Here is a 23518-nt window from a genome sequence, read left to right as displayed (position 1 = left end):
GTGACGACTCGTAAAAAGGCGTTCGCTTGGCGATTCGCGTGTGCGTTCGCCATACCCGTTGGGGTCAATCTTTATGAGCGTGGACGCTTTCGATTCGTAACGATGGCCGCTACAACTGGGGAAGATCTCGAGGAGCTCCCGCCGAGTGCGAAGCTCGTGTTCAAAGTACTCGAGTACGACGGGCCACTCACACAGAAACAGATCGTCGAGGAGTCCATGCTCTCCGCACGAACCGTCCGGTACGCCCTCGAACGGCTACAGGACATCGATCTCGTCAACCAGGACGTGTACTTCGCCGACGCAAGACAGAGCCTCTACGAGATAGATGAGAAAGCGGTCGCGGCGGACGGCGGCGACGCAGAACCCTGCTGCGCCGAATAAGTCCACTCTCCTTTCGGTCTCATCACTGGACAGTGACAGCTGTCCGCCGGTGAACCCGTCACAGCCGCATGCTACTTGTAGGTCGACCGCGACGCGAGTGATATGACCGACGAGGCGGAGATCCAGCGCGCCCCACAGGAGAAGCGGACGTGGGTCATCGCGCTGGTGTTCGTGATGCTGGCCGCGAGCGTCCTCGGTGTCGGCGGTGCCTACATCTTCGGCGGCCAGGAACCGCTGAACCCACCGGACACCGAGTTCGCGTTCGAGCAGACCGGCGAGGCGGAACTGCGTATCACCCACGACGGCGGGGAAGCACTGACCGCCGGCGACCTCCAGATCGTGGTCGACGGCTCGCGGACCACCTGGGACGCGACCGACTTCGGCATCGAGCCGGGCGAGGAGGTCGGTGAGGGCGACTCGACGACCATCTCGGGGGTCGAGCCCGGCCAGACCGTCCAGCTCATCTACGAGCGCGGCTCGCGCAGCTACATCGTCGGCGAGTACACCCTCGCCGGCAACGAGACGAGCGCCTGAGCACCCCCGCCGGACCGGCGCACACCGAACCGCCTTTCTCCCCGGCCTGTCGTACCACTGCCCATGAACGTCAAACGACTCGCCATCGTGGTGGTGACGCTGTTCGTCGCGAGCATCGTCGCTGGCACGGTCCAGGCGACACCTATCGCCGGCCTCTCGGAGGCCCAGCGGACCGCCATCGGCATCGCGTTCTCGACGCCGGCCGGCCTGCTCGTCTTCGGCCTCATCAGCTCGAACTTCGACACCGACGACTACCTCAAAAACCGGTCGCGGGCCGCGATGTTCGGCGACCTCGTCTTCGTGGAACTGGCCGCGTTCATCGTCGCGCTGGGGGCCGCGACCGCGTTCGAGGGCTCGCTGGGTAGTCTCGCGGGCTGGATCGGGGCGGGTTCTGGCTACTTCGCGGCGTTCCTGACGTTCACCTGGCGGGCCGGTGACTACCTGCTCGACCCGAACGCGGACGGCGACGAGTGATCGAGGGATGCCGGGACTGGACCCGGCACAAAGTACTTGCTATTGTCTAAAAAAATATATTTATGCGCCGACGGACCCTCCTCGTCGCCGCGCTCGGACTGCTCAGTGGCTGTCTCGGTGGAGACGCGCCAGTAGCCACGACGACGACGGAGACAGCGAGCACCACAACGAATTCGGCGGGCGCACCCGCCGGTGTTCCGGTACCCGGTGACGACTGTGCCGTCACCACCCTCCCCGAGGGCGAGTACCCGTCGCTTCCGGCCTCCCTGACGGAAGCCACTGCCGAGACGTTCGCCATCGATCTCGAGAAGGCGTACGCCACGGCCGAACTGGAAGCGGACGAAGACGTGAGTGTGTCCGGCTTCGACGGCTGGAACGCGAGGGTGGTAGAGCGGTTCGACTCGGGACTGCTCCTCACGGCATCGGTGCAGGTCGACTTCGGAAAATCGGGGGACGGGACTCGGACGATGCTTGGCAGTACATCCTCGCACGGCTGGTACTACGTGACCGAGCAGTTCGCGGCGCGAGCCCCCGGCGCGGAGTACGAAGAGGAGCCGCCGACGTACACCTGGGAACTCGTCGCCTGCGGGTGAGCGAGACGACAGACGACGGAGGGACACGGTGTCGTCGCCCGAACGAGCAACTGCCGGGTCGGAGGCACCGAAGACCTATGTGTCAATTCTCTGTATCCGATACGAGTGCATGTGCTCTGGAAGCTACTACAGCATGGCCCTGCTGGGCATCTTCTTCGCGCCACCCATGGTCCTCTGGCCTGTGAAACTGGCACGGTGGGACGAGATGCTGGATGCCATCGGGCGACGGTCCAGTGGACCCGTCGAACCGGCGGCGTGGAAGGTCGCGCTGACGCGGTACGCCGGGGTCGTCTGGACCCTCGTCGGCGTCGGCTCGCTCGTGGCCTGTGAGTTGCTGTGACGGGCTCGAAGCGGTGACGCGCCGACCTCAAGCCGTGTGAATTCTCAGGTCGTGGACCTTCAGGCTGTGTGAACCGTCACGGTGTTCTTGCGGTCGATGGCGCGCTCCAGTTCGTCGGCGATTGCCGAGCCACGGGAGACCTGCACCTCGCCGCCGCGGCCGACCGTCGCCGTGAACAGGTAGTCGCCGTCGGCACGGACTTCCACGGTTTCGCCGGTGTGGCCGTCGACCGGGATGACGATGTGCCGGGACGTGATTTCGGGGGTGACAAGCTGGCCGGTGTCTTGCTGTCCTGATCCCTGACTCTGACCGCCACCGCCGCCACCGCCACCGCCCGAGCCGCCGGTGCGGTAGTTCGGGTTCTCGTCGTGGGTGCGGACGTCGATGTCGATGCCGAGGCGGTTCTCGACATCGGTGATGCGGCCGCCGCCCTTGCCGATGACCGCCGAGATGTCGTCGTCCTCGACGTAGACGACCGCCCGGTTCTGGCCCTTCAGGTCGACCGAGACGTGCCCGCGGGCGATGGAGCGGATCTCGCGTTCGATCTCCTGTTTGGCGATGCGGTCGACGCCGGTGTCGCTCTTGCCGTCGTCGTCGGTGAGCGGGACGGTGACGACCTGCCGGTTGAACGTGTAGATCTCGTACTCCGGAGTGCCCGTCTCGAACTCGTTGATGGTGATGACGGGGCGCGCGAGGTCCTCCTCGGTGAGGCCGTGGGGGACCTTCACCTCGGTCTGGACGTCGTACACCTTCGCGATCTCACCGTCCTCGATGTAGACGACGGTGTCGACGACCTGCGGAATCATGCCGAGTTCCACGCGGCCGACGAGACGCTGGAGCGCGTCGATGGCGCGAGTGGCGTGGACGACACCGATCATGCCGACGCCGGCGAGGCGCATGTCCGCGAACACCTCGAAGTCGTTGGTCTTGCGAACCTCGTCGTAGATGGTGTAGTCCGGGCGGACCATCAGCAGGGCGTCGGCCGTGTTGGCCATCTGCCCGTCGAGTTCGGTGTACTGGGTGATGTCCGGGCCGACCTGCAGGTCGCGCGGTTTCTCCATCGTCTTGACGGAGTAGTCGTTGTCCGAGATGAAGCGGGCGACCGCCTGCGCGAACGTGGACTTCCCGGCCCCGGGCGACCCGGAGATGAGGATGCCGCGCTGGCGCTCCAGGATGCGGTCTTTGAGCTCCCCGCTGTGCTCGTAGTCCTCCATGTCGGTCTGGGCGATGGGCCGGACCGCCGTGATCTCGATACCGTCCGAGAACGGCGGGCGAGCGACCGCGATGCGGTAGTTGCGGAACTGGACGATGTCCATGCCCGTGCGCGAGAGTTCGAGGAAGCCCTCGGCGGACTCCTTGGCCGCATTGAGTATCTCGTCGGCGTACTCGGCCATGGTCGCCTCTTCGAGGGGCTCGTCGGCGATGGTGACGTAGTGCATGTCGCCGATGTCGCCACGCTTGGCCTTCGGGACGGTACCCGTCTTGAGGTGGACGCTCATGGTCGCCTCGTCGAAGTAGTTCTCGACCGCGAGACGGTCTATCTCGCGGGCTTCCGCGGAGAGGAGTTCCACGTCGAGGCCCTTCGCCTTCGCGACGTGGGACTGCACCACGTCGCTGGTGAGGAAGGTCGCGCCCATCTCGGCGGCGAGGTCGCGAATCTGGGCGTCGATCTCGCCCTCGGCGGCGTGGTCGATGCTGCGGGCGTCGGGGCGCTTGCCGACGTACTCGAGGGTGATGACCCCCTCGTCGGCGAAGTCCGCGAGTCGCTGCAGCTCTTCGAGTCCCTCCCAGCCGGTGTCGATTCCGGCGTTCGCCTGCGATTCCAGCTCTGCGACGACGGCTTCGGGGACGGAGATAGTGGCCCCTGCGTACTCGCCGGCGTCGACTTTCTCGGACACGCGGCCGTCGATGACCACGCTCGTGTCCGGTACAACGTTCATGTGCGGTGTTCGGAGTCGACGGTTCATAAGGGCACGGACGTGCACGCCGTCGCGAATCCGGGCACCGCCACAGATTCCAGCCGAGTGAGAATCCCCCTGCGGGCTTAGGTCTACCCGAACACGTTCGTCAGGTATGCAACCGGAACAGGAGTTCGGCCAGGGTGGCCTGAACCGATTCGTCGACGCTGCCACACTGGTCGAGGACATCGGACTGGACGCCGAGGAAGTGCGCTGGCGCAAGGAGTTCATCGGGTTCGATGGCGAGGACGAGCGACGCCTCGCCGACCTCGAACCGCTCCTGCGCGAGCACCAGGACGCCATCGCGGACGACTTCTACGAGAACCTCCTGCAGTACGACCAGACCCGCGCCGTCATCGAGCGCTCCCCGAAGGGCGTGGAGATGCTCAAGCAGACCCAGCGGGCCTACCTCGTCTCGCTGGCGACCGGCGAGTACGACCAGCAGTACTTCGCGAACCGGGCTCGCATCGGGAAGCTCCACGAGATTCTGGACATGCCCCTCAAACACTACGTCGGCCAGTACGGCGTGTACTACGACCTCATCCTCTCGGAGGTCGACGACCGCGTGCAGGGGCAGGTCGTCGACGCCATCGAGCAGTGGGCCGAAGAGCGGGACGACGACGCGGGGGGTGGCCTCGGCAAGCTCGTCGGTGCGCTCGGCTTCGGCGACGAAGCGGCCGACGGGCTCGACGAGTCGTTCGAGGCGACGGTCCGCGAGGCAATCCACGACGGGATGCAGGACGTCCTCGCCCTGTTGCGCATCATCAACCTCGACCTGCAGGTCGCGACCGACACCTACGTCGACTCCTACAGCCAGCGCCTCGAACGCGCCATCGAGCGCCGCGAACAGCTCGCTCACGAGGTCGAATTGGAGGTGCAGAGCCCGGTCGAGGAGCTCCACGAGGCCTCCAGCGCGGTCTCGAAGAGTGCCCAGGCCATCAGCGACCTGACCGGGACGCAGGCCGCCCAGATACAGGCGACCGCGGGCGAACTCGACGAGGTCAGCGCGGCCGCCGAGGAGGTCGCCAGCGTGGCCGACGAGGTTCGCACCGAGAGCGAGCGGACCGAGGCGCTGGCCGCGGACGGGGCCGACGCAGCCGACGGCGCGCTCGACTCGCTGGCGGCCATCGAGGAGGCAGCAGCACAGGTCGAGGCCGCCGCGAGCACCCTCGAAGCCCGGACCGACGACATCGACCAGGTGGTCGACCGCATCGACTCGCTGGCGGAACGGACCGCCGTGCTGGCGACGAACGCGAACATCGAGGCGACCCGGGCCGACGCCACCAGCGACACGCTCAGCGTCATCGCGACCGAGGTGAAGTCCTTCGCCGAAAAGGCCCAGGCCGACCTCGACGAGATAGAGGAGGCGGTCGAGGGCGTGCGCGAGGCGACGACCGAGACGGTCGAGACCGTCGACGAGACGGCCGAGCAGGTCGAGGCGGGGACCGACCAGGTCCGCGAGACCGTCACGCACCTCGACGAGATTCACGAGTCCGCCCGGGCCACGGCTGCGGGGATGGACGACGTGGCGGCCGCTGCCGACCAGCAGGCCGAGAGCGTCGAGACGCTCGCAACCTCGGTCGAGCAGGTCGCCTCGGCCGCGGACCGGGTGGCCAGCGAGGCGGAGTCGGTCGCGGCCGCGAGCGAGGAGCAGACCGCGAACGTCGCCAGCGTCGAGATGGCGGTCCACCGCCTGACCGAATCGGAGGGAACCGAGGAGACGCCGGTGTACGAGCAGTTCCCGTAGGTTCCCTGTCGCGAACTTTCTTGCCCGCCACGCCCGTCGCCCTCGCCATGGACGAACTCACCGCCCTCACCCGCGACCTCGTCTCGATTCCGAGCCACGACGGCGAGGCCGCAGTTGGCGATTTCATCGAGGACTGGCTGCGCGAGCACACTGCTGCAGCAGTCACCAGGGACGACGCCGGCGAGCACGACGAGACCGACAGCGCCCCCCGCGGCGGCAACGTCATCGCCCGGAATGGCTCCGGGGGCCGCAGCCTCGCGCTCGTCGGCCACCACGACGTGGTGCCGCCGGACGAATCGCAGGTCGACGCCGGCGGCGACTACGTCGTCTATCAGGAAGATGGGCGGCTCTACGGCCGGGGCAGCGCGGACATGAAGGGCGCGGTCGCGGCCGCGATGCTGGCCTTCCGTGACGCCGACCCCGACTGCGAACTGGTGTTCGCCTCCTTCGTCGGCGAGGAAGTGGGCGGGGTCGGGGCCCGGTACGCCATCGACCAGGGATTCGCGCCGGACCACGCCCTCGTGGCCGAGGGCTCGACCGGGTACGACTCCCCCGAAGGAATCGTCGACGTGGCGCTCGCGCACAAGGGCCGCCGCGGGAGTACCGTCACGGCCCGCGGGGCGGCCGCCCACGCCAGCGAGCCCCACCTGGGCGAGAACGCCATCTACCGCGGCTGCGAGGCCGTCGAGCGCATCAAGAACCTCGACTGGCCGACCACCGAAGCCGCCGGGGAGACGCTGGAGGGGAGCGTCGTCGTCACCGAGATCGACGGCGGCTCGGCCTGGAACGTCGTCCCCGAGACCTGCGAGATAACGGTCGACGAGCGCACCGTTCCCGGTGAACGGGCCGCCCTCGAATCCGTCGAAGAACTCGACGGTGTGGAATGGTCCGTCGTGCAGGACCTCCCGCCGATGCGCTGCGACGACGACGACTTCGCGGCTGCGGTGCTGGCGGCCGTCCAGGACGTGCAGTCGGGACAGGGCCAGCACGTCACCAAACCCCACGCGACCGACGCCGGGTGGCTCGCACAGGCTGGAACTGAGTGCATCGTCTGTGGCCCCAGCGAACCCGGTGAGGCCCACACCCGCGACGAGAGCGTGAGTCTGGCCGTGCTGGAGACCTGTTACGAGGCGTATCTCGGGCTGTCGGAGAGCTGGTCGTAATCGGCCTGCGTCTGAATTTCGAGGACTGGTGCGGCGCGCGCTGGCGAGCGTGTCGAACACCAGTGAGACCGCGAGGCGGCGTCGCGCGAGGGATGAGTACCGGAGTGGAACGGAGTGAAGCGAGGAACGGAATCGGCTGGGGAGGGCGTGGTTGCGGTGCGGGGCGGTTGCGGTTCCAGTGCCACCAGCGCGAGTGACCTGCTTTCTCACAGACCCACGCAGCGAGACCCTCCACTCTCCTACACCACCCACAGGCCCCTGCCACCCATGCACACCACACCGCGAGATTGATGGGTTTCGAACCGAAACTGGCCGGGTATGGCAAGCGAAGCCGCCACTGAAGAGTCAGGGGAGCTCTACGAGGAGTTCCTCTCGACGGTCCAGCGCCTCTCGAACGTCGGGTACGCCCAGCAGGTCCTGAACTGGGACCAGGAGGTCATGATGCCCGAGGAGGGGACACGCGCCCGCTCCCAGCAGCTCTCCGCCCTCTCGGCCATCGGCCACGAACTGCTCACCAGCGACGAGATGGCCGGCTACCTCGACGACCTCGAGGCCGCCGACCTCGAGCCCGAACAGGAGGCAGTCGTCCGCGAGATTCGCCGGAAGCACGAGCGCGCGACCCGCGTGCCGACCGAACTCGTCCAGGAGATCTCCGAGACGACCTCCGAGGCCCACCCGAAGTGGAAGAAAGCGAAAGAAGAGGACGACTTCTCCATCTTCGCGCCCAGCCTCGAGAAGCTGGTCGAACTGAAGAAGGAGTACGCCGAGTACATCGACCCCGACAAGGACCCGTATGAAGTTCTCTTCGAGGACTACGAGCCGTACCTCGGCCTCGACACCGCCGAGGAGACCCTGGCGCAACTCCGCGAGGACCTCGTCCCGCTCGTCGAGGACATCCGCGACTCCGAGGTCGAACTCGCCACCCCGTTCGAGGGCGAGTTCGACGCGGAGACCCAGGAGGAACTGGCCCGCGACGTGCTCGACACCGTCGGGTACGACTGGGACCGCGGCCGCCTCGACGTGGCACCGCACCCGTTCTCCACCGGCACGCAGTTCGACGCCCGCGTGACCACGCGGTTCAACCCCGCCGACCCGCTGGGCGCGCTCACCTCGACCATCCACGAGTTCGGCCACGCCAGCTACACGCTCGGCCTGCCGGACGAGCACTACGGCACGCCGCTGGGCGAGGCCCGCGACCTGACCGTCCACGAGTCCCAGAGCCGCCTCTGGGAGAACCACATCGGTCGCTCCGAGGCGTTCTGGGAGCGCTTCCTGCCGGCGATGAAAGAGCGCTTCCCGCAGCTCGACGACGCCACCCCGCGTGACGTGTACGAGGCCGCCAACACGGTGAAGGAGGACAACCTCATCCGCGTCGAGGCGGACGAACTCACCTACCACATGCACATCGTGGTCCGCTTCGAGATCGAGCGCGAACTCATCTCGGGCGACCTCGACGTGGAAGACGTGCCCGAGGCCTGGAACGACAAGTACGAGGAGTACCTCGGCATCCGGCCCGACACCGACGCGACGGGCTGTCTGCAGGACATCCACTGGAGCCACGGCTCCTTCGGCTACTTCTCGACGTACTCGCTCGGTTCGGTACTCGCGGCGCAGCTCTACGACGCCGCCGAGGACGACATCGACGACCTCGAATCGAAGGTCCGCGAGGGCGACTTCGAGGAGCTGCACGCCTGGCTCACGGACAAAATCCACCGCCACGGCAAGCGCTACACGACCGACGACCTCGTCCGCGAAGCAACGGGAGAAGACTTCACGGCCGACTACTTCATCGACTACGTCGAGCAGAAGTACGGCGCGCTGTACGACCTGTAACTTCCCCGTAATCTTTTTGCGCAGCTTCCAAATACTGGGGTGCATGCCACGGCCCTCCAGGCGTGCATTCCTCAGCGGCGTCACCGCCGGCGTGAGCTTCCTCGCCGGCTGTGGCGGGACCATCCAGAATCGCCCGGACCGGTTCAGCGTCACCCCGACGCGGACGACCCGACCGGCCAACCCCGAGGCACCATCCCTCGACCCGGGTGACCTCCAGCGGCGTGTCGAGCCGCCGGACAGCGGCTCGTTCGTCCGGGCGTACGACCAGCGCGGGCTCCAGTTCCTGGTCGACCCGACCAGCCCCGTCATGCAGACGGTCCCGGACGACGAGCTAACGCTGCGAATCCGGGCACAGGGATACCCCGCGCCGGAGCCGGGCGAAGTGTACGACGAGAAGAAAGTCATCGTCGAGCCAGCGGCCGAGGGGCGGACGGGCGTGACGGTCCCGCTGGACCCGCGCGCGGCCCCGGAACACCGGACCGTCTACTACACCGTCGCGTTGCTTCCCGGCGGCACCGAGGAGTCCGCGCCCGTCCACCTCCACGAGACGGACCCGTTCCTCGTGAGCGCGGACAGTATCACGGCCGTTCGGTCCCGGGCGTCCGAAGAGCTGGCCGACGTCGAGAACGACAGCAGCGTGCGCCGGACCAGCGTCGAGGGAGCCATCCGGGTGGCGTACCCCGTCGGCGACCGGCGAGTCGCGCTCTCGGTTCCCAAGTCAGCCTACCTGCGGGCCGGGCACTACGCCTTCCAGACGCTGGCCCCACAGTCACTCGTCTCAGCATCCGTGCGCAACGGCGTCGTCCCCCGGCTCGCCCGGAGCATCGTCGGGCAGACCATGGTGGACGGGGTCGCGAGCACACCCCGGGAGCTGGTGAACCACGCCATCGACGTGGTGCAGGCACTGCCGAACGGCCCCAAATCGGTGACCGAGACCTACGACAGCAACCGGAAGTCCCTCGCGCAAACTGTCATCGAGCTCGGCGGCGACAGCGAGGACCGGTCGTTGTTGCTAGCCGGGCTCCTGGCGACTGCACCGTTCGACCGGGACGTGGTGGTGATGGTCGTCGACGGTCACGCGGCCGTGGGGCTGCGAGACGACTCGGCGACGGACGACACCTACACACTCGACGGGCGGACCTACGCCTTCGTCGAGACGACCGAGCTCGGGTGGGACGTCGGTGAAGCCCCGACGGCGTACCAGGGCGCCCCGGTCGAGTGGTATCGTCCCATCTGAACCGGCTCCTTCACTGCGGTAGACCCCGATGTTGATTACCGCGCCACCCGCAGTGTGAGACATGGCAGCATACGACGACCTGCTCGACCGGTATCGCCGCCTCTCCAATATCGGGAACGCCGCCGGGCTGTTGAACTGGGACCAGCAGGTGATGATGCCGGCCGGGGGGACACCCGCGCGCTCCCAGCAGCTTGCGGCGCTCTCGACCACGCGACACGAGTTGCTGGTGAGCGACGAGACCGCCGACCTGCTCGACGCCGCCGACCAGGAGGGACTCGAACCCGACGAGCAGGCCGTCGTCCGCGAGGTTCGCCGCGAGTACGAGCGCGAGACCGACGTACCGAGCGCCCTCGTCGACGAACTCACGCGCACCCAGTCCGACGCCCAGGAGACCTGGCAGGAGGCGAAAGCCGAGAGCGACTTCGAGGCGTTCGCGCCGACCCTTCGGAGCCTCCGAGACCTCCATCGCGAGCGCGCCGAGTACATCGACGAGTCGAATTCACCCTACGAGGTGATGTTCGAGGACGGCGAGCCGTACCTGCCGCTCTCGCGGGTCGAGCAGGTGTTCGAGGAGCTGAAAGCGGAACTCCCCGACCTCATCGAGGCGATTCGGGCGTCCGATAGCGAGGTCGCCTGGCCCTTCGAGGGGAGCTACAGCGAGGACGCCCAGCTGGGCCTCTGCGAGGACGCGCTCGACTTCCTCGGGTACGACTGGGACCGCGGCCGCCTCGACACCGCCCCCCACCCGTTCATGTCCGGTAACCAGTTCGACGCTCGCATCACGACCCGGTTCAAAGACGGCGAACCACTCGACGCCCTCACCGCGGCTATCCACGAGTTCGGCCACGCGACCTACCAGCTGGGCCTGCGCGACGACGCCTACGCGACACCCCTCGGGGAACCGCGTTCCTCGGGGGTTCACGAGTCCCAGAGCCGCTTCTGGGAGAATCACGTGGGGCGGTCCCGGGCGTTCTGGGAGGCGTTCCTCCCGAAGTTCACCGACCGGTTCCCACAGCATTCTGACGCCACGGTCGACGAGATCTACCAGGCCGTGAACAAGGTCCGCCCGGACAACCGCATCCGCGTCGAGGCCGACGAGATAACCTACCACCTGCACATCATCCTGCGCTGTGAGATCGACCGCGCCTTCGTCGAGGGCGACCTCGCCGCCGACGAGATTCCCGACACCTGGAACGCGAAGATGGACGACTACCTCGGGATTCGCCCCCGGAACGACGCCGAGGGCTGCCTGCAGGACATCCACTGGTCCTACAGCTTCGCCGGCTTCCAGAACTACACCGTCGGGAGCGTGCTCGCGGCGCAACTGGCGGCCGCCATGGAAGACGACATCGGCGACCTCGACGGGCACATCCGCCGCGGCGAGTTCGAGCCCATGCACGAGTGGCTCACCGAGAACGTCCACGAACACGGCTGTCGGTACACCACGGACGAACTCGTCGAAGAGGCCACCGGCGAACCCCTGACTGCGGAGTACTACCTCGACCACGTCCGCGAGAAGTACGGGGAGCTGTACGACCTGTAGCGCGGGGCGACCGGCCATCGCGGGCGGGGCAGTTCGACAAGCTTGAAACCACCCGGGAGCGAGCCAACACACATGACACGCGCTCGGACGGTCCGTCACGCGAAGTTCGCCCTCGGCGGGGCTGTAGTCCTGTTCGCCCTCCTCGTGGTCGCGACGCTCGGCCTCGGGGTGACCGTCGGTCACCTCACCCAGCGCAACACCCTGGTCGCCGGGATGGGCGGTATCATCGCCCTCGTCGGCCTGCAGTACCTCGTCTACGCCGAAGCCTACTCCGCCTGGCTCGCCGGGCTCATGACGGGTGAGACCGACTACGACGCGGTCGAGGTGGACCCCGACGACGTGAAACAACGAAAACGCGGTGGCCTGCTCATGGTCGTCGGTGGCGTCATCGCCATCGCCATCTCCGTTCTCTGACTGCGGTGACTGCCGCCGACACGCCTTTTATCTCGGCTCGCACCGGACTGGCCAGTATGAACGTCGTGACGCTGTTGCCTGCCGCGACGGAGATCGCCTACGCGCTCGGGGTGGAGCCGGTCGGCGTCTCGCACGAGTGCGACTACCCGCCGGCAGCACAGGCCCTCCCGGCGGTCGAGTACAGCCACGTCGACGCGAGCGCCAGCAGCGACGACATCGACCAGCAGGTACACGAGGCCCAGTCCGAGCACGGGAGCGTCTACGGCATCGACGTCGACCTGCTGGACGACCTCGACCCGGACCTCGTCGTCACGCAGGGGATGTGCGACGTGTGTGCCGTCGACGAGGTGCTCGTCGAGGAGGCCATCGACGCCATCGACGCGACCCCCGAGGTACTCACGACCGACCCACACAGCCTCTCCGACATCTACGACGACATCCAGCGCATCGGGGCCGCACTCGGCAAGCAGGCCGAAGCCACCGACTTCGTCGACTCGCTCCGGTCGCGGGTCGCCGCGGTCGAGGAACGCACCAGGGAGGACGGCTGCGAACAGCAACACCTCACCGTGCTTGACTGGACCGACCCCGTGATGGTCGCGGGTCACTGGGTGCCCGAACTCGCCCACCGCGCGAACTGCGAGTACGGGATGGCCGCCCCCGGCGACCGGTCCGTCCCTCGCGAGTGGGACGACCTACTGCGGTACGACCCGGACGTACTCGTGGTCGCACCCTGCGGATTCGACCTCGACCAGACCCGGCGGAACCTGGGCGACCTGACCGAACGCGAGGGCTGGGAGGACCTGACCGCGGTCCAGGAGGGGAACATCTGGGCCATCGACGGCGACCAGTACATGAACCGCCCCGGGCCACGGGCCGTGGACTCGCTGGAGCTTCTCGCGAGCGTCGTGCACCCCGGGGCGTTCGAGCGCCCGCCCGAGTCCGCCGCCCAGCCGCTATCGACACTGGACGAACGCCGGTTCGGGACGGTCTGACCGGATGGGGGACCGACACCTTCAGCTCCCGGACGACTGCCGGAGCCACCTTCTCGCGCACGCCCGGGCCGTCGCCCCCGACGAGGCCTGTGGCGTCCTCGGCGGCACGGAGGACCCGGACGGCGACCGGACGGTGACGAGCGTCCACCCCGTCACGAACGTCGCGGACAGTCCTCGAACCCGGTACGAACTCGACCCCGCGGAGACGGTCCACGTCATCGACAAACTGGAAGACTCGGGGCACGACGTCGTCGGCTTCTATCACTCGCATCCAGCCGGGCCGGCCGGACCGAGTGCGACCGACCAGGCACAGGCGACGTGGAGGGGAAAGGTGTACTGTATCGTCTCGCTGGCCGGGGAGACCACGGAAAAGAACGCGGCGAACATCGGCGCGTGGGTCTGGACGGGCGACGAGTTCGAGACACTGCAGACGAGAGACGGCCGCGATTAGCGGGCCCGGATTGTCACGTCACCGTTGCTCGATTGGACCCGGATGAGCGGGCTGTTCCCGCCGTTGATGTTCCCCTGGACCTCGTTGTCGTCCCAGGTGGTCGTCACGAGTTCGATGTCGCGCCAGGTCACCTCGCCGTTGCTCGTCTTCGCCTCGAGGGCGGCCTGCAACGACGGGTCGAGGCGCGCCGTCACGTCGCCGTTCGACGACCGGACCTCGGCGTCCCCACGCAGGCCGAGCACGTCCACGTCGACCGCGCCGTTCGTGCTGATGGCCGCGTCGAGCCCCTGGATGTTTCTGGCCGTGACGTCGCCGTTGGTCGAGCGCAGCGTGACGTAGCCCTCGACGTCGGTGACCTCGACGTTCCCGTTGCTGGTTTCGGCGACGAGGTCACCGGCGACGTTCTGGACGGTGACGTCGCCGTTGGCGGTCTTCGCACCGATGACCCGGACGCCCTCCGGGACGCGGATTCGGAGGTCGACGGAGACGCTCAGCGGGATGAACCCGCTGGCGTCGATGCTCGCGACGACCCGGTTCGCCGCACCGGTCTCGACGTCGACGTGCACCCGGTCGAACTCCGAGCGTGGGCCGTTCGTCTGCATCGTGTACGAGACTTCGAGTTGCTCGCTGTAGGTCGGTTCGACCATCACGTCGCCGTTGCTCGTCTCGACGACGAGGGTGCCGCCGTCGACGACGTAGGAATCCGACCGGACCTCGGTGCTCACCGCGAGTCCGGTACAGCCGGCGAGGCCGAGAGTGAGCGCCGCGGCCCCGGCACCGATGATATCTCTCCGCGAGAATGATTGCATGGGACAGATTCGTCGGCTGAGATGATAAAGCGCGCCTGAGCCGTGCCAGCGGTTCGCGCCCGAGCACGGCAAGGGGCCGGGGGCAGCGTTACAACCCCGGCGGGCGAATCCAACGTCAATGACACGACGCGCGGCCATCGTGGACCTCGACGGGACCGTCTGGCGCAGCGAGCAACTGATTCCGGGAGCCGACGAGGGCGTGCTGGCATTGCGGGACGCCGGCCTGGCCATCCGGTTCGTCACCAACAGCACCAGCGTCGACCGCGGCAGTTTCCCCGCGACGCTGGAATCGCTCGGCATCCCGGGCGACATCGGCGGCCTCTCCTCCTCTGCGTCTGCCACGGCCACATATCTCGCCGAGCACCACCCGGACGCCGACGTGTTCGTCGTCGGCCACCGTATCCTCCACGAGGAGATTCGAGCCGCCGGCCTCACCGTCGTCGAATCGGGTGACGCCGACGTGGTCGCCGCCGGGAAGGCCTACGACATCAGCCACGAGTTGCTGACCAAGACGCTCCGGGCCTTCCACAGGGGGACTCTGTTCGTCGCGACGAATCCCGACCGGACCTACCCGACGCCCGACGGACTGGAACCCGGAGCAGGTGCGACCGTCGGTGCCATCGAGGGCATGACCGGCCGCGACCCGCTGGTCATCGGGAAACCGTCGGAGCACATGGCAGACGCGGTCTGTGAAACGTTGGACGTGAAACCGAGCGAGTGCCTCGTGGTGGGGGACAACCTCCACACTGACATCCTGATGGGCGAACGGGCCGGGATGGAGACGGCGCTGGTGCTGACGGGCGCGACGACGCGGGAGGAGGCGGTGGCGTCGGACGTCCAGCCGGACCACATTCTGGAATCGCTGGGGGACATCGAGGAGATTCTGTAGACGGGACTGGGGCAGTTCTGGAACCCATCTGTCCACCCGGTGTGCGCTTTCGCGCAAATCAGGAAGACGTTTTGAGAGCGCAATTCGAGTGGCGAAAAGAAAACTGATCAGTGCTGAAGTGTTTCTTGTCGATATGGACGGTGACGGCGGCGGGACGGACGGGGTCAGTCCGGGAGTGCTGAATGGAGGCAACGTCGCTGGACGGGACCATCTCGACGGAGAACCCACGAATTCTGAGTCGTCAGTCCTCCAATCACTGGGATACACAAACGATCACGCGGGAATGGACAGGGCCGGTGGCGACGCTGCCAATTCTCGAATTGAAACACTCAAGATGGTCATCCTCAACACCGTCTTACTGTTCGTCGGACTGAATCTCCTGTACTTCCTCCTGTCCGGGATATTGGCCATGTTCGGGGTGCGACTGTAGTGGGTGATGCCACTGGGACAGGTAGCTGCATCCAGTCGTTCGATAACCCGGTGAAACCTCACTCGATAGCACACGTCTCTGCGTAGTCCACGTCCGCGACCGACCCGATCTGTGGCTCGTCCCCGCACACCGGGCAGCCGGGGTTCTGGCGCACCGGCACCTCGTCGAAGCTCATGTCCATGGCGTCGTACAGCAACAGCCTGTCATCGAGACTCTCGCCGGCCCCGAGCACCTTCTTGACGGCCTCGGTGGCCATGATGCAGCCCAGCGTCCCGGGCAAGACGCCGAGGACGCCGGTCGTGGCACAGTCGGCGACGGTGCCGGGTTCGGGTGCTTCCGGGAACACGCACCGGTAGCAGGGCGCGCCCGGTTCGTACGTGGTCGCCTGCCCCTCGAACTTGTAGATGGCGCCGTGGACGAAGGGCGTCTCCGAAAGGACGCAGGCATCGTTCACCAGATAGCGCGTGGCGAAGTTGTCGCTGCCGTCGACCACGAGGTCGTACTCGCCCACGAGGTCGGTCACGTTGTCGGGGCCGACGCGCGTCTCGTGGACGTCCACGGTCACGTCGGGGTTCAGGTCGCGGACGAACCGGGCGGCACTCTCGGCCTTGGGTTCGCCGACGTCGGCGTCGCGGTGGATGACCTGACGCTGGAGGTTCGAGCGTTCGACCACGTCGTCGTCGGCGATGCCGAGGCGGCCGACACCCGCGGCGGCGAGGTACTCGATGACGGGCGAGCCGAGGCCACCCGCGCCGATACAGAGGACGGCCGCGTCGAGGAGACGCTCCTGGCCCTCGGGGCCGACCTCGTCCATGATGATGTGCCGGGAGTAGCGGTCGAGCTGCGTCGGATCGAGACTGAGGCCGGTCATACTGCGACTTCGGTCGGTGGGGGAAAAACTCTCACGCCTCGGTCGGGACTGACTGGCGCATTAGTATGCTAAATATTGCCTAGGCGTGTTTTGTGGTGTCACACCACAATCGTTTAGTACGTGGTGTGCTTTACCATGTCACATGGCGTCCGCACCCCAATCCGGTGACGACGTGTTCGACCAATTCCTCGCAGACCGCGGTCACGAGACAGAACCGGTAGGGTGGGATCGAAGTTACAACAAGCTCCAGTGCCCCGATTGTATGGCGCTCCACGACGAGACCGCCGACGACTGCGGGGTCTGTGGCTGGGCACCGAACTGACCCCAGCGACGGCGCGCCCCGGTGAACAGAAACCGACCAGTGACGCGCAGATGACCGACCGGTGGTCGTGGCGGCGGACCGCGCGCGACCACGGGTGACACTTCTTTCGACAGTAGTAATCACCGTAAGCAGCGCGCCCCCGCCGCTCAGCACGCCGTCAACAGTTCAATCGGGCGGACTTCTGTCGGAGTTGATACCACGGTATCCCTCCAGCGACTACCCATCCTTTCCCATTCATGGCCGTTCGAGCGGGCCGTGGTATCAGTTGCCTGAGAACCGGCAACCGAGGTCACTAGGGGGAAACATTATTAAAGATAATTCCATCTCCACAGAATGGAGATTCAAATGCCGGAATGCCAGAACTGCGGGTCTTTCGTCACAGATGCATATGCCAGAGTGTTCACACCACGAGGCATCGAGGACCCCCGTGTCTGTCCTAACTGCAAGGACAAAATCCGTGACGGAAGCGACGTACGAGAGGCTCGTTCTCCTCGAAACAACTAGTACCGTCTACAGATCGAGGACCGTCTACAGACCGTTCGCGACCCCGGCCGTTCATCCGCCGTTCTCACGTCGGATTTTCACCACCCTGCGCCGCTGTTGGTATCGCCTCACAGGGGGCGGAGCAAACCCATGGTTCTTATCCGTGTCGGCCCCCAGTATGCGTCTAATGACTGACGCCGAGACGAAAGTAACCCGCCTCTTCGGTGGCCCGGGAAGCGGGAAGACGACAGCCCTCCTCGACAAGGTGGAGGAGATCCTCGAAGACGAGGATGTGACCTTCCGCGACATCCTCGTCGTCTCCTACACTCGTGCGGCAGCAGCCGAGATCCGCGAGCGTCTCGCCGAGCGCCTCGACATCAATCCCCGCTCCCTCCAGGGGAACGTCTGCACCATGCACGCGAAGGCGTACGACCTCCTGAACCTCTCCCGCAACGACGTCGTCGGCGAGTCCAACAAGGAGGAGTTCTGCGAGGAGTACGGCATCGAGTACGAGGACGAGTACGGTGGTGCCGGCCGCCGCACCGCCCGCTCGACCACCATCGGAAACAAGATCATCGCGACGAGCCAGTGGCTCCAGCGAACCAACCGAGAGGTCGCGGACTGGTACGACGTGCCGTTCCAGTGGGACGTCGAGACGGTCCGCCTCCCGCCCGAGATCGACCCCAACGCCCAGGAAGGCAACAAGTACACCCCGACGTGGCCCTCGGACGACGACCGTATCGACGTCCCCGAGACCATCCGGGCGTGGCGCAAGTACAAGGGCGACAACGAACTCGTCGGCTTCGCGGACATGCTCGAACGGGTCGAACAGCGCTCCCTGCTCCCGAACGTCGACTACCTCGTCATCGACGAGTTCCAGGACATCACGACGCTCCAGCACCGCGTCTACGACGAGTGGCGGCCTCACATGAAGGGCGTCCTCATCGCGGGTGACGACGACCAGGTCGTCTACGCCTGGCAAGGTGCCGACCCCGACCTCCTGCTCGACGCCGAGCCGGACGACGACATCATCCTCCCCAACTCCTACCGTCTCCCCTCGCGCATCCTCAACATCGTCAACAAGGAGATCCGTCACATCGAGAAGCGCCAGGACAAGGACCTCAAACCCCGCAAAGAGGGCGGGGTCGTCGAAGCCGTCCAGAACCCGTCGATGCTCGACCTCGTGCGGAACGTCCGCCGGACCATCCAGAACGACGACGGGACGATCATGATCCTGTTCCGGGCGCGCTACCAGATGTTCCAGTTCATCGACGAGTTCATCACGGAGGGTATCCCCTTCAAGTCGCTGACCGACCAGCGCATGTGGACCGACCGCCTGAACGACTACGTCACCGCGGTCGAGCAGATCGAGGAAGGCGAGGACATCACCGGGCTGCAGGCCCGCCGTCTCGCCGACATGCTCCAGGAGTCCGCCTTCGGCACGAACGAGCGCGACGAGTTCTTCGACGCCATCGACGAGGCCCAGGAGGAGGCCGGCGTCGAGGACCTCACCGAGCTCACCATCTCGCCCGACCTCGTGAGCGACTTCGTCCCGTTCATGCCCGGCCCGGCGTCGGCGTCGGACATGGTCCGGAAGGTCACCTCCTTCCAGCGCAAGTCGATGAAGGCGTACTTCGCGACCGGCGAACACCGCGACATGGACCGCGACCACGTCCGTCTCGGCACCATCCACTCCGCGAAGGGTCGCGAGGCTGACCACGTGTTCATGGCGACCGACCTCACCGAGAAGGTCGTCGAGCAGATGGTGGCGACGGTCGACGAGGACGCACTGGACGACGATATCGAGTTCACCAAGACGACCTCGCCGGTCCCCATCCTGACCGACAACGAGCGACGTGTGTTCTACGTCGGGATGTCTCGCGCCCGCGAGCGCCTCGTCCTGCTGGAGAACCTCGTCGACGGCGCGCCGACCCTCTCGATCGACGTCCTCCTGAACAACGAGATAACCGGCATCGACCTCGACGAGCTCATCGAGAAAGCGAAACAGCCCGTCGAGCCCGAAGCAGCCGACTGAGGCCATGTCGCTTTCAATCGATTTCGAGCCCGTCCAGCGCGAGCTGCGAGCCCGCGATGCCTGTGCGTTCGTCCACGTCGGCCGCGAGTCCGACCCGACGCTTCGCTACCTCGCACGGACCGCCCAACTCGACGGCGAACTCGCCGTCGTCGTGACGGCAGACCAGGCGCTGTTGCTCGCGCCCGAGGCACCCGACGCCGCGACGGAGGCGTACCCCGACGCACAGGTCTTGCCTGCTGGCGAGGCGATCCCGACCGGTACCCGGGTCGCGACGGTGCTGGACGACCTCGGGCTGTCCGGGACGGTGCTGACGCCGCAGACGATTCCCCACGACGCCGCGCTGTACCTGGAGAACGACGGCTTCGAGGTCGCCTCGACGGCCGTCGTCGAGACCGCGCGGGAACGCAAGACCGACGCCGAACAGCTCCGCCAGACCACGGTCCAGTCGGCAGCCTGCGCTGGGATGCGTCGCGTTTCGGAAGTCCTGGCAGAGGCAGAACCGGGCGACCTCACCGAGGAGGGACACGGCCACGGTCATTCACATAGCCATTCCGGCGACGGCACTGGCGAGTCACACGACCACGACCACGACCACGACCACGACCACGATGGCCCCCTCGTCTGGAACGACGCCCCGCTCACCGCGCTCCGACTGCGCCGCGAGGCCAACGCCGCCCTCGCTGCCGAGGGCGTCCACCCCGGGACGACCGCCATCGGCGTCGCGGGCCGGACGGCGACCCCGCGCTCTGACGACCCCATCGAACCGGGCGACACCGTCGTCGTCGACCTCGCGCCCCACGGCCCCGACGGCTACCACGGGCGGCTGGTCCGGACGTTCGTCGTCGACGGTGACGGCGGCTGGACCCGGCGTGCGCAACTGGCCGCCGAGACCGCCCTCGACGCGGCGCTCGGCGAACTCGAACCCGGTATCACCGTGGGCGAGGTCCTGCTGGAACTCGAGGCCGAGGTCGCTGCCTACGGTTTCGACGGCGACGACGGGGCGGCCTACGGCGTCGGACTGGAACGCCGCGAAGCGCCGCTGCTCGGCGAACTGGACGACGACGACGAACTCGACTCCGGGACGGTGCTGGCGCTCGATGCCACGGTCAGTGATGCAGACGAAGGGACGGTCAGGCTCGCTGACCTCGTCGCGATAACCGAGGACGGCGGGCGGGCACTCGGCGCGTTCCCGCGGTCGCTGGCACCCTGAGAAAGACCGTTCTCGCTACTCGCTGTTCGACTCCTCGATCTCCTCGGGCTCCTTGATGACCGTATCGACCGCCGCGCCCGTCAGCTTGCCCGGGAGGTCGAACGGGCTGTCGATGTACTTCTCGACCAGTATCATGAGGACCCCGATGACGACCAGTGCCGCACCCATGGTGGTCTCACCGCGCAGGAAGACCATGTCCAGGCCCGCGGCGATGGCAGGGAGTGCGAACACGAGTACCGCCAGCAGTTTCACCGATTCGATGATGCTCCGACCCATCGACAGTTCGTTGGCGACAGCACGACAAAAAGGGTGCGGACCCGTCGGTAATCGAATGGATGGGTGGTGAAATCGCTGGTCGAGTCGGAGACGGTGCCGGATTCGGCTCTCGACTCGAACCGATGGCTGGACGCCCTGGAGTTCAGGCGATGGCTGGTGGCGACGAGCAGGTCACTCGCGCTGGTGGCAGTGGAGACCACCCCCACACCGCACAGCACCGCAACCGCACCACACCCTCCCCAGCCGATTCCGTTCCTCACTCCGTGGTTCGAAAGGTCTGCGACCTTTCGTCATCACGAGACGGCTTTGCCGTCTCGAACGACTTCGCTACGTTGCGGTACTCATCCCTCGCACGGCGCCGACTCGCGACCTCCGACACGCGAGCCAGCGCGCGCCACCCAGTAGGGTTACCAGCAGACGAGCACCCGAGATAGCAACCCTTTCCGCCGCCCGCCCCGAACGCCCGGCTATGTTCACCGGTATCGTCGAGGAGACGGGCGAGGTGGTCGAGGTGACAGAGACCGACGACGGGCGACGCCTGCGAATCGCGGGCGACGTGGTCCTCGAGGACATCGGCCACGGCGCGAGCATCGCCGTCAGTGGGGTCTGTCTGACCGTCGAGGAGTTCGACGCGGAGACGTTCGAGGTGTTCCTGGCGGAGGAGACCGTCGCGAAGACCTACCTCGGGTTGGTCGAGGCGGGTGACCTCGTGAACCTCGAACGTGCGATGCCCGCCGACGGCCGGTTCGACGGCCACATCGTGCAGGGCCACGTCGACACGACGGCCGAGGTCCTCGCGGTCGACCGTGTTGGCGAGGACTGGCGCTTCACCTTCGAACTCCCCGAAGGATACGAGAAATACGTCGTCGACAAGGGGTCGGTCACCCTCGACGGCATCAGCCTCACGGTCGCCGAGAAGGGCGAGGGTGAGTTCGCGGTCGCCATCATCCCGACGACGTACGAGCTGACGAACCTCTCGGCGAAGGAGCCGGGCGACTTCGTCCACCTCGAGGTGGACGTGATGGCGAAGTACGTCGAGAACATGCTGGACGGCTACACCGACCGACTGGCCTGACGCAGGTCGAACTCAGTACCGCGGGGGCTGGTCGAACTCGGTGAGTTCCGATTCGCCGGGTTCGACCCCGTTCCGGTGCGCGCCGACCTCGTCGTAGGCCCGCCGGTAGTTCCGTATCTTGCGGTAGAGGAACAGGCCGATGACGGTGTCGTAGACGACGACGTAGCCGAAGAACGCCGCGATGGGGCTGATATCGAGGGCGGTCGAGAGCACCTGCGGGACCCGGCTGACGGTCATGTTGTAGGTCGCGTGGAACAGCGCCGCGAGCAGGAGACCCTTCACGACGATGGGACCGAAGTAGTCCCGGTTGAACTTCGCGAGCCCGAGGTAGAACCCGGCGATGGCGGAGTAGATGACGTGGCCCGGCCCGGCGAACGCCCGGACCGTCGCGATGGCCGAGCCCGCGTCGACGATGGGGACGGTCGACGCCTGGTTGATGCTGCTGGTGATGTACACGGCGTTCTCGATGGTGGCGAAGCCGAGGCCCGCGATGGCACCGTACACCGCGCCGTCGATGACCGCGTCGAACTCGGGGCGGCGGTAGGGGTACATGCGGATGGCGAGCCACTTCACGAACTCCTCGCCGGGCGCGACGATGAAGAAGAAGTAGACGAAGCCGCCGAGGAGTGTGCTGGTCGGGAGGCCGACGAAACTGAAGCCCGCACTCATCACGGTGTTGACGACGCTGGCGAACGTCGAGAACAGGATGGCGAGCAGGAACGTGCCGACGACAAGCCGCAGTGGCTCCTGTGTCGTCACGTCGCTCCGGTAGACGTAGACCGCAAAGAGCAGTGCGGGGACGATGGAGAGCACGACGAAACCGCCGACCAGTGGGGTGGTGATGGCCCCGATGGCGACCAGGCCGAACAGCACGAGCGCGAGGATGCCCGCGAGGACGATGACGCCGAACCGAGCGGCGGGGCGGAGTCCCTCGTAGACAGAGACCGCGAACCCGTCGAACTCGGTGCGTGGCTCCCACGTCGCGATCTCGTACAGGTCACTGGCCCGGTCAGCAGCCCGCTCGACCGGGTCACGGCGAGGACTCATTGCCCAAGCGTACGGACATCCTGCCTGTAATGCTTCCCCCTACGGCAGGCTGTGGACCCGAATGAAGTGCTAGGTGACGAACGTCGAATCCTAGAATGACATTAATCCACATAACGCGTAATAGGGGGAAGCTTATGATGGGGGACTCCTCTATGCGAGACAATGACAGAGAATAACAGCCGACAGATGCTCTACACACCCCTTCCGACGGAGGAAGACGGGTTTAGGAAACCAGTACCTACACTCACACCGACCGACGACGAACCGCAGACGACCACCACGCCTCCCTCTTCTCGCACGCCGGCCGAGGGCTCGTCCCGCTGGGGCGAAACCCTGGCCGACGACTGAATCCCGACGACCGACTCACGCGGACGCTGTCGTACGAGTAAAGACCCTGCCACCTGTAGCGCC

Annotated in this window: 26 protein-coding genes; 21 read left to right on the top strand and 5 right to left on the bottom strand. The window is 66.5% G+C overall.

What is annotated here, in order from left to right:
• The first annotated feature begins 102 nt into the window (after positions 1-102).
• The 5 genes from ACSC1S_RS01295 (at position 103) to ACSC1S_RS01275 (ending at position 2322) form a co-directional block, all read left to right on the top strand.
• Positions 103-381, top strand: coding sequence for a MarR family transcriptional regulator (locus tag ACSC1S_RS01295; RefSeq protein ID WP_261649900.1), 279 nt, complete (start codon positions 103-105; stop codon positions 379-381).
• A 102-nt stretch (positions 382-483) separates the two neighbouring features.
• On the top strand, positions 484-915 hold the full coding sequence (locus tag ACSC1S_RS01290; protein ID WP_435362827.1) for a type IV pilin N-terminal domain-containing protein: 432 nt from the start codon (positions 484-486) through the stop codon (positions 913-915).
• 63 nt (positions 916-978) lie between these two features.
• Complete coding sequence (locus tag ACSC1S_RS01285; RefSeq protein WP_435362826.1) at positions 979-1389, top strand: hypothetical protein; 411 nt, start codon at positions 979-981, stop codon at positions 1387-1389.
• A 62-nt stretch (positions 1390-1451) separates the two neighbouring features.
• A complete protein-coding gene (locus ACSC1S_RS01280) occupies positions 1452-1982 on the top strand; it encodes a hypothetical protein (RefSeq protein WP_435362825.1) in 531 nt (176 codons plus the stop codon).
• Between the two features lie 109 nt (positions 1983-2091).
• Entirely contained in the window at positions 2092-2322 is a 231-nt protein-coding gene (locus ACSC1S_RS01275; protein ID WP_435362824.1) for a DUF6199 family natural product biosynthesis protein, read from the top strand.
• 59 nt (positions 2323-2381) lie between these two features.
• Here ACSC1S_RS01275 and ACSC1S_RS01270 read toward each other — a convergent pair whose 3' ends face one another.
• Positions 2382-4262 (bottom strand): PINc/VapC family ATPase, encoded by a 1881-nt coding sequence (locus ACSC1S_RS01270; protein WP_435362823.1) that lies wholly within the window; start codon positions 4260-4262, stop codon positions 2382-2384.
• 133 nt (positions 4263-4395) lie between these two features.
• Between ACSC1S_RS01270 and ACSC1S_RS01265 the strand changes: the two genes are divergently transcribed.
• The 8 genes from ACSC1S_RS01265 (at position 4396) to ACSC1S_RS01230 (ending at position 13660) form a co-directional block, all read left to right on the top strand.
• Complete coding sequence (locus tag ACSC1S_RS01265) at positions 4396-6027, top strand: protoglobin domain-containing protein (RefSeq protein ID WP_435362822.1); 1632 nt, start codon at positions 4396-4398, stop codon at positions 6025-6027.
• A 47-nt stretch (positions 6028-6074) separates the two neighbouring features.
• Positions 6075-7190: a M20 family metallopeptidase gene (locus ACSC1S_RS01260; protein ID WP_435362821.1), complete on the top strand. Its 1116-nt coding sequence runs from the start codon at positions 6075-6077 to the stop codon at positions 7188-7190.
• A gap of 318 nt (positions 7191-7508) precedes the next feature.
• Entirely contained in the window at positions 7509-9023 is a 1515-nt protein-coding gene (locus ACSC1S_RS01255) for a carboxypeptidase M32 (protein WP_435362820.1), read from the top strand.
• 43 nt (positions 9024-9066) lie between these two features.
• Positions 9067-10260, top strand: a complete 1194-nt coding sequence (locus tag ACSC1S_RS01250) for a hypothetical protein (RefSeq protein WP_435362819.1) — start codon at positions 9067-9069, stop codon at positions 10258-10260.
• Positions 10261-10321: 61 nt separating this feature from the next.
• Positions 10322-11803, top strand: a complete 1482-nt coding sequence (locus tag ACSC1S_RS01245; RefSeq protein WP_435362818.1) for a carboxypeptidase M32 — start codon at positions 10322-10324, stop codon at positions 11801-11803.
• Positions 11804-11875: 72 nt separating this feature from the next.
• Positions 11876-12217, top strand: a complete 342-nt coding sequence (locus tag ACSC1S_RS01240) for a hypothetical protein (protein ID WP_435362817.1) — start codon at positions 11876-11878, stop codon at positions 12215-12217.
• Between the two features lie 56 nt (positions 12218-12273).
• Positions 12274-13209, top strand: coding sequence for an ABC transporter substrate-binding protein (locus ACSC1S_RS01235; protein WP_435362816.1), 936 nt, complete (start codon positions 12274-12276; stop codon positions 13207-13209).
• Positions 13210-13213: 4 nt separating this feature from the next.
• Positions 13214-13660, top strand: a complete 447-nt coding sequence (locus ACSC1S_RS01230; protein WP_435362815.1) for a desampylase — start codon at positions 13214-13216, stop codon at positions 13658-13660.
• Here the strand turns inward: ACSC1S_RS01230 and ACSC1S_RS01225 are convergent.
• Entirely contained in the window at positions 13657-14469 is an 813-nt protein-coding gene (locus ACSC1S_RS01225) for a DUF4097 family beta strand repeat-containing protein (RefSeq protein WP_435362814.1), read from the bottom strand. The genes ACSC1S_RS01230 and ACSC1S_RS01225 overlap by 4 nt on opposite strands.
• A 118-nt stretch (positions 14470-14587) precedes the next feature.
• Between ACSC1S_RS01225 and ACSC1S_RS01220 the strand changes: the two genes are divergently transcribed.
• Together ACSC1S_RS01220 and ACSC1S_RS01215 are read left to right on the top strand one after the other, a co-directional pair.
• The gene (locus ACSC1S_RS01220; RefSeq protein WP_435362813.1) at positions 14588-15358 is read left to right on the top strand and encodes an HAD-IIA family hydrolase; all 771 of its coding nucleotides are present in this window, start codon (positions 14588-14590) and stop codon (positions 15356-15358) included.
• A gap of 133 nt (positions 15359-15491) precedes the next feature.
• Positions 15492-15788, top strand: coding sequence for a hypothetical protein (locus ACSC1S_RS01215; protein ID WP_435362812.1), 297 nt, complete (start codon positions 15492-15494; stop codon positions 15786-15788).
• A 58-nt stretch (positions 15789-15846) separates the two neighbouring features.
• On the opposite strand, the gene ubaA is transcribed toward ACSC1S_RS01215, so the two are convergent.
• Positions 15847-16659, bottom strand: a complete 813-nt coding sequence (gene ubaA / locus ACSC1S_RS01210) for an SAMP-activating enzyme E1 (protein WP_435362811.1) — start codon at positions 16657-16659, stop codon at positions 15847-15849.
• A gap of 142 nt (positions 16660-16801) precedes the next feature.
• On the opposite strand from ubaA, the gene ACSC1S_RS01205 reads away from it, so the two are divergent.
• The 4 genes from ACSC1S_RS01205 (at position 16802) to ACSC1S_RS01190 (ending at position 20709) form a co-directional block, all read left to right on the top strand.
• On the top strand, positions 16802-16981 hold the full coding sequence (locus ACSC1S_RS01205) for an HVO_0416 family zinc finger protein (RefSeq protein WP_435316966.1): 180 nt from the start codon (positions 16802-16804) through the stop codon (positions 16979-16981).
• Positions 16982-17326: 345 nt separating this feature from the next.
• Positions 17327-17485 carry a DUF7563 family protein gene (locus ACSC1S_RS01200; RefSeq protein WP_435320212.1) on the top strand — a complete coding sequence of 53 codons (159 nt, stop codon included), beginning with the start codon at positions 17327-17329 and terminating at the stop codon, positions 17483-17485.
• A gap of 166 nt (positions 17486-17651) precedes the next feature.
• The gene (locus ACSC1S_RS01195) at positions 17652-19499 is read left to right on the top strand and encodes a UvrD-helicase domain-containing protein (RefSeq protein WP_435362810.1); all 1848 of its coding nucleotides are present in this window, start codon (positions 17652-17654) and stop codon (positions 19497-19499) included.
• Between the two features lie 4 nt (positions 19500-19503).
• Positions 19504-20709, top strand: a complete 1206-nt coding sequence (locus tag ACSC1S_RS01190) for a M24 family metallopeptidase (RefSeq protein WP_435362809.1) — start codon at positions 19504-19506, stop codon at positions 20707-20709.
• A 15-nt stretch (positions 20710-20724) separates the two neighbouring features.
• Here the strand turns inward: ACSC1S_RS01190 and ACSC1S_RS01185 are convergent, their stop codons facing one another.
• Positions 20725-20985, bottom strand: coding sequence for a DUF7533 family protein (locus tag ACSC1S_RS01185; RefSeq protein ID WP_435362808.1), 261 nt, complete (start codon positions 20983-20985; stop codon positions 20725-20727).
• A 469-nt stretch (positions 20986-21454) separates the two neighbouring features.
• Between ACSC1S_RS01185 and ACSC1S_RS01180 the strand changes: the two genes are divergently transcribed.
• The gene (locus ACSC1S_RS01180) at positions 21455-22060 is read left to right on the top strand and encodes a riboflavin synthase (protein WP_435362807.1); all 606 of its coding nucleotides are present in this window, start codon (positions 21455-21457) and stop codon (positions 22058-22060) included.
• A 12-nt stretch (positions 22061-22072) separates the two neighbouring features.
• Here the strand turns inward: ACSC1S_RS01180 and ACSC1S_RS01175 are convergent, their stop codons facing one another.
• Positions 22073-23107: a PrsW family intramembrane metalloprotease gene (locus ACSC1S_RS01175; protein ID WP_435362806.1), complete on the bottom strand. Its 1035-nt coding sequence runs from the start codon at positions 23105-23107 to the stop codon at positions 22073-22075.
• Between the two features lie 162 nt (positions 23108-23269).
• Between ACSC1S_RS01175 and ACSC1S_RS01170 the strand changes: the two genes are divergently transcribed.
• Positions 23270-23455, top strand: coding sequence for a hypothetical protein (locus ACSC1S_RS01170; RefSeq protein WP_435316960.1), 186 nt, complete (start codon positions 23270-23272; stop codon positions 23453-23455).
• Positions 23456-23518: the final 63 nt, after the last annotated feature.

It is taken from the genome of Haloarchaeobius pelagicus (genome assembly GCF_051207375.1).
Classification (GTDB): Archaea; Halobacteriota; Halobacteria; order Halobacteriales; family Natrialbaceae; genus Haloarchaeobius.
This window is presented reverse-complemented; position numbering and strand designations above follow the sequence as displayed.